Genomic DNA, 12526 nt, shown 5'->3' on the forward strand with positions numbered 1-12526 from the left:
AATACAAACACACTTTTCTATTTGAATTTTTTATTTTTATATAGATATAATGCTACTGCAACTATGCTGAATGCTAAAAACATTCCCATAAATCCAACAAACATTTTTCCATTAGTATTTATATTTTTAAATTCATTGTAAACAAAATTAGTTTTATCTTTTTTAAACTGGAAAGTCTTTATGTTTCCAAAGTTATCTATTAATGCACAATCTCCCGAAAGTTTTGATATCTGATTTGTCGAAGATAAAAATACTAGTGATTTTAAAAGCAAATCTTTATTTGGAGAAGTTAACACTAAAGCAGCTTTGTCTTTATCGTAGGGAGATTCATCAAACTGAAAAATTGATATATTTGAATTATAAGGTTCTGTTAAATATAATTTTTCAGTTCCTATAAAAGACTTATAATTATCATTATATCTAAACCATAACCTGGAATTTAAGGTTTTAATAAGCTTGTTATTCTCTGGAGTACCATATACTATTAAATTCATATTATTATATTTATCTGAAAAATTTTTTTCATTTATAACCTTTAAAATTCCATTATTATAACATATATCTCTTCCCATATATGAAAAAATCTTACTTATTCCTTCAATCTCATTTTCAGATAAATTTTCTGGTACTACAAAAGCAATATCATTAAATTGTCTTTCTGAAACAAAGGGTTCAGGATAGGTATCAAATTTATAAAAATCAATTTTATTGCTTGGTATATATATATAAGAATCCCCCGTTACAAGAGCCCACGGTGTTTCTTCCTGTCTAAATTCACAGGTTGAATTTTTCTGTTCTAGATCAAATGCAATTTTTATGTCTATATTACTTGACATATTTACATCCTTAGGTATATTAAGTTCCAATTGGTCACCGTAAGCCAGATCCTTATCAAGCTTCTTACTCCCTATAGGGATACCGTTTATGTAAATGGTCAGCAAGGATCTATCAAAATCCAAATTTTGCGAATACCTCATAAATAGCCTTATCTTAGCACCACTTGCCAAAGTTCTGTTAGCCGGGAGACTATAGCTTATTGAACCACTTTGTCTAAAGGGTCCTTTTAACTGCATTTCATCTAATCCTAAATCTTTAAAGGTAAGCTTTGACGACTCTTCTTTGATCTCATTATCTACTTTTACACCATTATCTAGTTTAAAGGTATCCGTATTTATTTGTGTAGCTAAATCCTTATTCATCAATAATTTTACAGCATTTATCAACATATTTCCATTTTCACTTACTATTGAAATCAATTTATTGTTGTCATTAAAGGGTGAATCTGATTTTCTTATAAACGCATATTCTTTATAATCCTGCTTGCCAAGTCCACTGTATTGAGATTTAATTTTATCCGGCAAATCATTGAATCCACCTATATATATAATATTTTTATCACCTGGTATTGAAGAATATTTAACAATTAATCCATTGTAATCTTCACCTTTATTCACCTCTCCTAAATAAGACTGAAGCATTAAAGCAGCCGTTAACTGTTCTTCTTTGTAATTATCCGGGATAGCTATTACTGTATTATATTTATTATTTTCATTCACCTTATTAAAAGGATACGGAAATTCTGATATGTTGTTTGTACTTTCCTTATACATGAATCCCATAAGTATATTTGAAGAACTTTTTAACGTTATCCAATTGCCATTATTAACATCATCGGTACAAGGTTTATCTGATATTCTAGAATAAGTTTCTATTTTGAATTCATTAAGTCCCGTTTTAATTAATGCAATTGGTATTGTAACTTTAATATTTTGTTCCTCCTCCGTATCCTTATAAAACACCCTTGCAGAATAAAAAGGAGTCCCATTTACAGAAAGTGTAATTGTCGCATTTTGTTTTTCAGTGATAAGTTGACTTATATAAAAGGCTACATTTGCTTCCAATGATTTTACAACTGAATAATCATCTACATTAAAATATAAAGAATGAGATGAAAATACGCCTTTAAAATTAATATCACTCCCCAAATTAAAAGTTTTATATTTCATATTATCAGATGCTGCATATACTATTAAGTGGCTGCATCCAATATTTATAGTAAATACTACTAAAATAATCAATGCATATATTGAACATTTATGTTTGTTCATCAATTTCCTCCTTAAAATCTTTCTGTTTTATACCACTTTATTTCTCTTTTGAAAATCATATCTTTAACAAAATTGTATAAACTCAAAGTAACTACTATACTCCAAAGCTTACAATATGAGAAATACATTAATAATACTGTTAAAAAGTTTTTAAGATTTAATTCTCCATTTTCTGTAGATATTGTAACAAAAATAGATAGACAAAATACAACATAAGCAGTAATCCACAGTATAAGACTATATCCTCCAATATCTAATTTTATAACCTCTGCCAAGCCTAATATAAAGAGTATATCTGAAAACACTGAAGCTGATAAAAAAAAACCATATGTCAGAATATAGTAAAGTATGTCAAATCTACTTGCTCCACCTTGTTTTGAAAAAAGGTATTTAAAATTTTTAAACATTACATATATATTTCCCTTGGCCCATCTTTCTCTCTGCCTAAACCATACTTTCAAAGTCTGAGGTTCCTGTTCCCATGTTACTGCCAAAGGCATAAATTTTATTTTGTAGCCCATTCTATACAATCTAAAGCTTATTTCTGTATCTTCTGTTAAAGCCTTAGAATCCCATCCCCCCATTTTCTTAATTAAATTTCTGCGTATAACAAAGTTGGTACCAGGTATGGTACAAACTTTTAAAAGCTGCCATCTGCCAGCTTGAGCCATCCATTGAAATGTCAGGGTTTCAATATTAATAAATTTAGTAAGAAGATTGTTTTCCTTGTTTCTACATCTAAATTTGCCTATTACAGCCCCTAATTTTTTATCCTTTAAAATAGTTTGAATTAGATATACCAGAGATTCTTTTTCCGGAGTGTTATCAGCATCATAAATCACCAAAAATTCACCTTTACTTTTTTTAAAACCTATATTTAAAGCATTGGATTTTCCTTTCCCACCGATAATATTATCTGTATTTATTATTATGAGGTTCCTATCTTTATTTTCAATTTGGAGTTTACTTAGTATTTCTAATGAATTATCCGTAGAATTATCATTTATAATTATAATTTCATACTTGTCATTAGGATAATCCAGATTCAATAGTGATTTTACACATTTTTTTATTACAGTAGCCTCATTATGCGCAGGCACCATAATTGAAATAAAAGGATATTCTTCTAAGTTATTTTTCATTTTGATCCTTAATGTTTTAATATAATAAATATATCCCCCTATTACAAGTACAACATTCAACAGTATAGTTATCCATATAACAGCTAATGAGTACAAAAGCAAAAAGTCAAATATATTCATAATCAAAGTCACCCTTATCTGAAAAATTTTCTTCTTTCTATTCTCCTATTTATTAAAACAATTATAACAAATAAAATACACACTCCAATTGTTATTTTAATTATACGATTATTGGCATTTGTTATATCAACAGTCTTATTATTTTTTTCTGAAACTTTTGAATTACTATCTTTATTGTCTACTAATTTATTATTCAACAATTTATCAAAATTCTTATTGCTTAACTTAATTCCGCCAAGAGTTATTACATTGTTTAAATATTCTGAGTTGTTAAAATACATTCCATTTCCTACAGCACATCTTATTTGTGATTTAAAACTATCTAAATTCAAATCAGAATCAAAACAAAAAGCAGTATCACAAGTAATTTGTAATGGCTCATAATTATAATTGTCACTTATATATACCTTATTAATTACTTTGTCAAAACCCGATATAGAATATTTTTTAAAACTTATAACTCCTATATTCTTATCATTTTCAACAAAAATGTCATTACTGCTATGAATTAAATTCTTATAGTCATTTTTATAAAAGAAACTGTCAGGTATATCAAGTGCTAGTGGATATACACCATATTTTATATAAATTTGCTGAGCCAGACTCATTTTATCCTGTACATCTTTTCCCGGTATGTTGTTACCCTTTAAGATAGAAGAATGTAATATTATTTTTCCTCCCTTACTTTGAGCATATCTTAAAACCTTGCAAAAACGCTCCATAGCATCAAAGTCCTGATTTTCATAAACCGGCATTACACTGCATACAAAAGGAATTCCCTGATCGTATAAAAAGTCTATTTTTTTTACAAAGGCTTCAATATCTATAAATGGATACACTTTATCGAGAAGTAAGTAGACTTTTGGCCCATTTACCTTTTTATTATTAAAAATATCGTAATAGTATTTGCTTAAAGTATTATATGTTGAATCTTTTTCAGAGAAATAAGGAATATATTTAACATTCCGATAACTTTCCAAATTCAAGTTAAAATTCCTGCCTACCCAAATAATCTTTCCTCTAAATTCCAATAAGCTTTTAATTAAACTGCCCGGAACTTTAGAAGAATTATTGTATAATATAAATACAGTTTCATATTTATCAATTGATTTCTTATCAAATGAATTTATATTTACAATGTCCACTCCATTTCCGGTACTCAAAATTATGTGAACTAAAGAGTTTAATTTATTCTCTTCCGATCCAAATTCCTTATAAGAATCATATACCAGTAAAACTTTATTTTCTGATGCTTCTGTCTTCATTTGGCAAAATATGCACATTGATGTAAAAATCAATATTATTAATATCGGAAACTTTATTTTATTAAACATCATAGTATATTTCCTTCTCTGCTTTAGCTACAAAATCCATAGCATCCTTGATATTTTCATTATAATTATAATAGCCAACTTCTGCTTCTAATTTTAGATCTTTAAATACATTACTCTCATCTAGATTTACTTTTTCCAAATTATTCTTAAGCCTTTTTTTTACTATTTCGCATCCTTTTTCATCTGCAATGAGTATGAAAACAAAAGTATCTGCATCATTAAGAATGTATTTTCTATCCTCAAGCCGCAAAGAACCCTCAATAATTTCAGAATACTTTACAATTATATTTTTAAAAAAATCCCTGCCAACAATGCTCTTGAGTTTTTTACTGTATTTAAATCTTACCAACATAATTGCAACTGGTAATTCATACCTTTTACTCATACTCATGTATATAGGAATTTCATTAAATAGTGCAGAAGAGTTCCTTATACCAGTTGCTTCATCTATCATTACTAAATTTTCATTATCTGCATTAACTTTCTTTAATTTAATTTGCAATTTTAGTATATATTGTGATAAAATACCAACTATTACCGCAGTTATCGGTATAACAATAATCCAGTAATATACTTTTATATCAATAGAAATTCCTTTAATAATATTTCTATAAAAGATATAGCTTGAATAAACAAAATCCACAGCCAAAACTGATATTAAAGAAAAGGTTACATTAGTGTAGTAACTTATAAGAGCTATTATCATAACTAATGTCAGCATTATATAATTTTCATAGCTGCTTTGAACTGAAGTGTATTCAAATGACATACATATTATAAAAAAATAGGTTATAAATACTGTCATAAATATATCCACTTTTTTTCTATAATCTTCAATCTTCATTTTTATATTCCTTTCCCCAAACATAATGTTTTTTTTCGTATATATTTCTTATAATTAAACTTGCAGAGTATAGTAATATAAGATCAAAACTCACATTAAACATAAATACATGCTTTGCAAGATCCCCATCACCAGCACCTGTTACGCAAATTAGTATCTGTGATGCACCCACCAAAAACACATATAAAAAAGTTTCTTCAAATAATTGTGAATCTATATCCTCTTTTTTCCTTGCAGATATATATCTTTTTACTGCAAAATAAAAATATGCTCCAAATATAACTAAGGTCAGGAGTGCATTATGAGGTATATACTTCTCTTTTATCGTGCTCCAAAGAGAGAAAAAATGAGATTGTGCACCATAAGCCTTTCCTTCCTTTTTTTCATAGTTTCCCAGAACCCTGGGTCTAATAGAATAGCCATTCATAATACCAAAGTTTATCATTTTGCTTAATACTCGAGGGTTCTTTAAGTAAAAAACTATTATACTAAAAATAGAATATTTACTGTAAAATTCTGTTTTTAACTTATCGCTATTGGTGTCAATAACAGGAATTTTATTAAATCCTACAGTATCTTCAAGCATAGAATATTGAGGATTTATATTAAATTGTTTTAACATGCCTTCTGGTTCCCACTCATAGAGAAGTACTCCTCTATTCATTGCATAATATCTATTTATATAATCAAAATCACCAGATATTGATTTGTAAAAATACAATGAAGAAGACACAATTATTACTATAAATGTAAGAGCCATGTATCTAAAAATTTTTTTCTTATTTACCATAAAAAGTCTGAATAATACTATGGCAGTTAAAACACCCACAGGAGCAAGCTGCTGTTTTGATCCTACAAAAATCAGAGAAGCTGCAAAAAACATAATCAGGTTAAATATACTATATTCTTTAAATTTACACATATACAGGAGTATTCCTATGCTAAGAAAAAAAAATGTTAAATTCATAGCTTCACCAAAGAATGAGTTGAAATAAGCTATATATCCAGTATCACAAAATACAAATACAAATAATACAGTAAATAACAACTTGAGCTTGTCAGATTTTATATCATGAGTTAACACTTTTACTATAAGATAGAAACTAAATGCATATATCAGAATATACAAAAAAGCTAGAAATCTTATATCAAAAGTATATCCTCTTGTTATAATTCTATCTATTAAAACTGCTGCTTTAACTATCATAGGCTGAGTAGATACTATCATTTTGGGATTTTCATTATTATATTTATAAATTCCATAATCCTTATCAAAATATCCGACAAAACTATGTGCATTTTTACCCTGTAAATAATAAATATTGCTTTGACTAATTATACGAAAAAAGTCTCCGTTATCGGCCATACCGACGACGGGTCTCACAAATAAAGTACAGAAGCATATGACTATAAGTAAAATAGCTGCCACAATTCCATAATTTATATTCTTTTTTATAAATTTAAATTTCATAGTTAAATAACCTTCCTTAATTATCTATGATTTTAAAACAATCACTTCATCAGGCCTTTTTGACTATTGCAATCAAAGAAACACCAAAAGGAATACTATAATTTTTTAATATATGTCTCTCAAAAGAAAATACGTTTTTTAGTATAAAATTAATAAATGTATTGGGCATTTTAGCATCTGAACCACTTTTAATATTTAAAAGTCTATGGATCTGTCTAATAATAAATATAGGTAAAAATAAAATACTATTATAATATGAAATCTTTTCTACTTTAAGACCTGCATTAAGAAGTTTCTTTTTGAGTTCTCTTAATGTATATCTTCTTTTATGCTGATGTACTATATCATGATTACTCCATAGACTCATACAGGCAGGTACTGTAATTACACAAACTCCATCATAAGTTAAGTGATCTTTCAAATCTAAAAGAGCAAGTTCATCATCTTCTATATGTTCAATAACATCTAAAGCTATAATCAAATTAAAATAGTTTTTAATGTAAGGGATATGTTCTGGCATAAATCCCAGTTTAACTTCACCATCAAATATAAGTTTGCTGAATTTTATTGCATCTTTAGAGCAATCCATGCCAAACACCTTTCCAAATTCTTTTAAATTATTAAGCATAAGACCGCTGCCACATCCAGCATCTAATATTTTATTACTTTCATTGTACTTTACATATGTTCTTATTAATGACAATACAATTTTCTTTTTACCCAAAAACCACCAATGTTTATTTTCTAAATCATAAAGTTCTTTATATAAGTACTCTTTCATATAAATACCTCAATTATATTTTTTATAAAAATTATTTACTCTCATATAAATAAAATACATAAATCAAACTAAACTGTAGACTGCAAATAATTTATAATTATACTAGAGGTGATTATTATGAAAAAAATACGTTTATCTTTTTGCATTTTTATATGTATTATCCTTACAGCATGTTCAATTAATACACATACTAAAAAAAACAGTATAAAAGGTTTAGAGAAAAAATTAGCTTTTATAAATTATAGTGCAGGATATAGTTTTGGTAATTCTAAGACTGCCAAAATAATCATGGTTGAATATTCAAGCTATGAATGTATAGATTGTAGAAATTTACATAAAAATATTGACAGCCTTTTAAAAAAGTATATTAATAACGGCACCTTATTATACATATATAAACCTGTTAATCATCCAAAATTTCCAAATGACAAAAAAATAAATAGATATTTTGCGCCAAAAAGCTTAGACGATATCCAAAATATCTTTGATAAATTCGATTATTATTCAAAGAAACCATATCCAACTTTAAAATCCGTCCTCAATTTAAGTGATAAAACAGTTTTAAATTATGATTTTGTGGATAAAACCATATCAAAAGAACTCCTTGTTGGAAATATAACTGGTACTCCTACTATGTATATAAATGGAACAAAATATGATAAAGTATTCACTAAGCAAGAATTTCAAAGAATTTTAGATTCACTTATAAATTAATTTCAAAAAAGTAAAAGCCGGCCATATATAGTAAATATATTTGGCCGGTTGCACTACTGACTCAAAATTTCTAAAGTGCCCAATTAAAAGAAATTTTTCAAAGTCTTCCAATATACAGTTTTAATACTTCACAATATTCTTCTTAAATTTTATCATATTTAATCTTTAAAGTAAATAATTGCTCAAAAAACTGCAATATTATCTGAATCCTTTACTTATTTTATTATTACTCAAGTACATTTAACACCTTTTAGAATTGTTAACACCTTTTTCTTCAGCTAACGATATCAAGAAGTTCACTATTTTTAAGCACATCTGAATTAAATTTTCTCTCAAGGCCGTCACCAAACAATATAGTCACATACTTGTCTTCAACATTAGTTATTATTCCGCTTCCGAATGTCTTATGAGTTACCTTACTTCCTTTATCGCACTTAAGTTTCGTGTCTGGCTTTAGATTACATTCATCTATGAATCTCGATATCTCCTGGATTTTTCCTCTTACAATCTGCGTTGAATACAAACTTAAGTTATCTATTGCTCTTGTCATTCCAACATAAAATAGTCTTCTCTCTTCCTCTAAATTTGTATTATTAGCATGAGGAATAAAACCTTCATTACAATTTATTATAAATACATTCTTAAACTCCATACCTTTGACTCCATGTATAGTGCTCAGTATAATTCCATCTTTATCATTAGCTTTATTTTTAAGAATATCTCTTACCTCTTCAACATGTACAAGAAAGGTTGTTATAGCATTGAAATCTGATACAGCATCCTTAAACATATCAATTATCGAATTCAAATCATCCATATCTATTTTGAGTCTTTCGCAATACTTAATAATATAATCATTGTATCCAAGATCTTTTAATATAAACTCTACAGCATCACTTAAAAACATCTTATTGAGTTTCTTGATTTTCTTTTCAAGCTTCCCAAGATTCTTTATTTGAAACACAGGCATATCTTCCTGTTCCTTTAAAATATCAAAACAATTTTCTTTAAATCTATATCTTCTAAGTCTATCTATATTTACCTTGCTTACATACCTAAATGGCCTATTTATTATACTTGTAAAACTTTGTCTATCAGTGTTATCAAGCGACAATTTTAAATAAGCTATTAAATCCCTGCATATAAAATGATCGAAGAAATTATATCCTTTATCCAATATTCTAAAAGGAATACCTCTTTTCATAAAGGTGTCTATTAGAGATCTGCTTTCTATATTCGTTCTATAAAGAACTGCACAATCATTATATGCGTATGAGTCATCCTTAACTAATTTTTCTATATTAGTACATATACTCTCACTTTGAATCTTTTCTTTATATAGATAATAAAAATTTATATTACCCAAAGTATTTTTACTTGCCTTTATAGGTTTTTTATTTCTTTTAATATTATTCTTAATTAAACACTTAGATATATCAACTATATTTTTATTACTTCTATAATTTTTTTGAAGAAATACCTTTTTACCATCAATAAAATATTTCTCAAAATCAACCATGCAATCAGGCCTTGCCCCTCTAAAACCATATATACATTGATCTTCATCTCCAACTGCAAATATAGAACTTTTAATTCCAATCATTGAAAGAAGATCTATTTGTATGGAATCACAATCTTGAAATTCATCAACAAGCATGTATTTAAACAGTTTTCTATATCCATTTAAAATCCTTACATTATTTGAAAATAATTTTTTTACCTTTATCTGCAGATCATCAAAATCCATAAGTTTATTATGAGTTTTATAATTTTCATAGGAAATGAAACATTCCTTAAATATATCCTTATCAATTTTAGAATCAAAATTATCTATATTAACCTCAGAATTTTTTAACACAGATATATCATTTATAACTTCTTTTATCTTTTCCTCACTTATGGAATCCATATATGACAGGAGAATCTCATTTATTAACTTATATGTTTTAGATGAGCTTATTATATTAACTTTTTCTACATGTCTATTCACTATTTTATAAAAAAGTCCATGAAATGTGCCAAAAAAAGGAGCCTTTTTAGTATGACTTATTTTCAAATATCTTTCTTTCATATGTAAAGCAGCCGCTCTTGTAAACGTTATTACTATTATGTTATCAGGATTAACACTAAAATTCGTAATCAAATCACAGAATCTTTTATTGTTTATCACTTTATTTTTAATGTCATTTAAATTCAAGAACCTTTTCATAAGTTTGATATCATCTTCTTCTAAAATACGAGGAACGTAATTCGTATTATACACAGGTCCAAAAGTACATAAATAATCTATTCTATTTATAATAACAGTCGTTTTACCAGCTCCAGGACATGCAACTATTAAACAGCTTTTATCTCCATTCAAAACAGCTTTCATCTGCATGCTGTCAAGATGTATATACCATTTTTCAATTATTTTATCTCTTATAGAGCAGAAGCTTTTCTGTAGTTCTTCATAACTCACCTAACTCACCTAAATTCCATTTCTTTATATAATAACCAATTATACAGTAACTAATCTCATTTATAAAGTACATTTATAAAAGCTGGCATAATGAAACTGCCAGCCTAATAAAATATTTATCTACTTTTAATTTTTATCCTTATTATTTTAGAAATCATTCCGAAACCAACGATGAACCGGTATTCTTTAAGACAGTATTAAGATCCTTTCTTTCCTGTGCAGGCCCATTTCGCATACCAGTAATAACAGGTACTTCTTTAACATCAAATTCCAGAAGTTCAAACATATGTTTCGTATAATCAATATATGTCTGAAATAAACTAGAATCAGGATTACCCTGATTAAACGTAAGAATCAGTTTTTTCCCTGCGGCACTTTCTTCTTTAAAATACGGAGAATACCGCGGAGAAAATCGTGAAAACATCCTATCAACAAATATCTTCGCCTGGGCACTCATTTGAGTCATGTAAATCGGCGATCCAAAAACAATAGCATTAGCACTATCAATTGTATAATTAAGTTTTTGCATATCATCTTTAATAACACAACCTTGATCGCTATTATGGCAACTAAAACAACCCTGGCACGGTTTTATATTAAGATCACTTAGATAAAATAATTGAGTTTCAGCACCCTGTTCTTTTGCACCTTCGAGTATCTTATTCACTATCCAGGCGGTATTTCCTTCCTTCCGTGGGCTTGCAATAATTCCAATGATTTTCATTTTTTTCTTCATTTAAAATTTTCACCTCTTGAAAAAGCATAATTATGTTTCTTTGGAAACATAATTATGCTATCATTTTATTGTTTCTTTGTCAACAATACTATAGGGTTTGTAATTCCAGGCTTAAGTTACACGTAAGCCTGGAATTACAAACCCTATAATAATAATATCAATAAAAATGCAGCCTATTCTCAATAGAATTGGGCTGCCTATGATTTTATCTTCATTATTCAAAATCATTTCCATTTGTTATATCCACCCCTAACTTCTTTATCTCCGCATCCAAATGTCTGCTATACTCTTCCACGAAGTTAAGTACACTGTCAAATTGTTCATCGGTTATTTTATCAAATACAACCTTATCCCGCTCTTGAAACTCTTTGTGCAGTTTTTCATGAATTTCATAAATTTCTTTTCCCTGCCCGGTGAGCCTAAAATAAATTTCTTTCTTATTATCCGTCTTCTGATAACTTTCGATAGCACCTTTTTTTATAAGCTTCTTGGTTATTTTGCTTATAGCACCTCTTGTCATATAAAAGGACTCCGCAAGTTTTGTAACATTAGAATCTACATTTCTTCCAATGTATTCTATACAATGTACTTCAGAAGACTTATAACCTTTAAATTTGTCTTTCATCTTAAACTTGTCAAGCGAAGCTCTCTTGTTTAATAAGTTCCTAAAACTCGTTATGACTTGTTCTTCTTTATTCATGCATTGTCCTCCCACTCATTGATTCATTTAATCTACATTTCCCAGACAATTATAATTCACGAATTATAATATTAATTATTCTTAAAAAATACTATTGGATCTCCTAGATTTGCAT

11 protein-coding genes and 1 riboswitch are annotated in these 12526 nt (G+C 27.7%); of the genes, 1 reads left to right on the forward strand and 10 read right to left on the reverse strand.

Annotated elements, in window-relative coordinates; translation table 11 throughout:
* Positions 1-17: 17 nt before the first annotated feature.
* The 6 genes from D4Z93_RS07805 to D4Z93_RS07830 are packed head-to-tail and all read right to left on the reverse strand — an operon-like array spanning position 18 to position 7800.
* Complete coding sequence (locus D4Z93_RS07805) at positions 18-2108, reverse strand: cellulose biosynthesis cyclic di-GMP-binding regulatory protein BcsB (protein ID WP_119972164.1); 2091 nt, start codon at positions 2106-2108, stop codon at positions 18-20.
* A gap of 11 nt (positions 2109-2119) precedes the next feature.
* Positions 2120-3370 carry a glycosyltransferase family 2 protein gene (locus D4Z93_RS07810; RefSeq protein WP_119972166.1) on the reverse strand — a complete coding sequence of 417 codons (1251 nt, stop codon included), beginning with the start codon at positions 3368-3370 and terminating at the stop codon, positions 2120-2122.
* A 14-nt stretch (positions 3371-3384) separates the two neighbouring features.
* Positions 3385-4707, reverse strand: a complete 1323-nt coding sequence (locus tag D4Z93_RS07815; RefSeq protein ID WP_119972169.1) for a DUF2334 domain-containing protein — start codon at positions 4705-4707, stop codon at positions 3385-3387.
* Positions 4697-5548: a diguanylate cyclase domain-containing protein gene (locus D4Z93_RS07820; RefSeq protein WP_119972171.1), complete on the reverse strand. Its 852-nt coding sequence runs from the start codon at positions 5546-5548 to the stop codon at positions 4697-4699. Before D4Z93_RS07820 ends, D4Z93_RS07815 begins: the two co-directional genes overlap by 11 nt.
* A complete protein-coding gene (wsfD, locus tag D4Z93_RS07825; RefSeq protein ID WP_119972173.1) occupies positions 5538-7019 on the reverse strand; it encodes a glycan biosynthesis hexose transferase WsfD in 1482 nt (493 codons plus the stop codon). Before wsfD ends, D4Z93_RS07820 begins: the two co-directional genes overlap by 11 nt.
* Before the next feature lie 49 nt (positions 7020-7068).
* The gene (locus tag D4Z93_RS07830; protein WP_119972176.1) at positions 7069-7800 is read right to left on the reverse strand and encodes a class I SAM-dependent methyltransferase; all 732 of its coding nucleotides are present in this window, start codon (positions 7798-7800) and stop codon (positions 7069-7071) included.
* 117 nt (positions 7801-7917) lie between these two features.
* Between D4Z93_RS07830 and D4Z93_RS07835 the strand changes: the two genes are divergently transcribed.
* Entirely contained in the window at positions 7918-8514 is a 597-nt protein-coding gene (locus tag D4Z93_RS07835; RefSeq protein ID WP_119972178.1) for a thioredoxin domain-containing protein, read from the forward strand.
* Positions 8515-8547: 33 nt separating this feature from the next.
* A riboswitch (cyclic di-GMP riboswitch) is annotated at positions 8548-8631 on the reverse strand.
* Positions 8632-8788: 157 nt separating this feature from the next.
* On the opposite strand, the gene D4Z93_RS07840 is transcribed toward D4Z93_RS07835, so the two are convergent.
* From D4Z93_RS07840 to D4Z93_RS07850, 4 genes are all read right to left on the reverse strand, one after another.
* Positions 8789-10975 (reverse strand): ATP-dependent helicase, encoded by a 2187-nt coding sequence (locus D4Z93_RS07840; RefSeq protein ID WP_119972181.1) that lies wholly within the window; start codon positions 10973-10975, stop codon positions 8789-8791.
* Positions 10976-11129: 154 nt separating this feature from the next.
* Positions 11130-11699, reverse strand: coding sequence for a flavodoxin family protein (locus tag D4Z93_RS07845; protein ID WP_119974274.1), 570 nt, complete (start codon positions 11697-11699; stop codon positions 11130-11132).
* Positions 11700-11822: 123 nt separating this feature from the next.
* The gene (locus tag D4Z93_RS13610) at positions 11823-11945 is read right to left on the reverse strand and encodes a hypothetical protein (RefSeq protein WP_279220917.1); all 123 of its coding nucleotides are present in this window, start codon (positions 11943-11945) and stop codon (positions 11823-11825) included.
* Positions 11926-12411 carry a MarR family transcriptional regulator gene (locus tag D4Z93_RS07850; protein ID WP_119972184.1) on the reverse strand — a complete coding sequence of 162 codons (486 nt, stop codon included), beginning with the start codon at positions 12409-12411 and terminating at the stop codon, positions 11926-11928. Before D4Z93_RS07850 ends, D4Z93_RS13610 begins: the two co-directional genes overlap by 20 nt.
* Between the last annotated feature and the right edge of the window lie 115 nt (positions 12412-12526).

It is taken from the genome of Clostridium fermenticellae (genome assembly GCF_003600355.1).
Classification (GTDB): Bacteria; Bacillota; Clostridia; order Clostridiales; family Clostridiaceae; genus Clostridium_AV; species Clostridium_AV fermenticellae.

Coding starts and splice junctions, on each gene's coding strand:
- D4Z93_RS07805 (WP_119972164.1), bottom strand. CDS start 2,108: ATGAACAAACATAAATGTTCAATATATGCATTGATTATTTTAGTAGTA.
- D4Z93_RS07810 (WP_119972166.1), bottom strand. CDS start 3,370: ATGAATATATTTGACTTTTTGCTTTTGTACTCATTAGCTGTTATATGG.
- D4Z93_RS07815 (WP_119972169.1), bottom strand. CDS start 4,707: ATGATGTTTAATAAAATAAAGTTTCCGATATTAATAATATTGATTTTT.
- D4Z93_RS07820 (WP_119972171.1), bottom strand. CDS start 5,548: ATGAAGATTGAAGATTATAGAAAAAAAGTGGATATATTTATGACAGTA.
- wsfD (WP_119972173.1), bottom strand. CDS start 7,019: ATGAAATTTAAATTTATAAAAAAGAATATAAATTATGGAATTGTGGCA.
- D4Z93_RS07830 (WP_119972176.1), bottom strand. CDS start 7,800: ATGAAAGAGTACTTATATAAAGAACTTTATGATTTAGAAAATAAACAT.
- D4Z93_RS07835 (WP_119972178.1), top strand. CDS start 7,918: ATGAAAAAAATACGTTTATCTTTTTGCATTTTTATATGTATTATCCTT.
- D4Z93_RS07845 (WP_119974274.1), bottom strand. CDS start 11,699: ATGAAAATCATTGGAATTATTGCAAGCCCACGGAAGGAAGGAAATACC.
- D4Z93_RS13610 (WP_279220917.1), bottom strand. CDS start 11,945: ATGGAAATGATTTTGAATAATGAAGATAAAATCATAGGCAGCCCAATT.
- D4Z93_RS07850 (WP_119972184.1), bottom strand. CDS start 12,411: ATGAATAAAGAAGAACAAGTCATAACGAGTTTTAGGAACTTATTAAAC.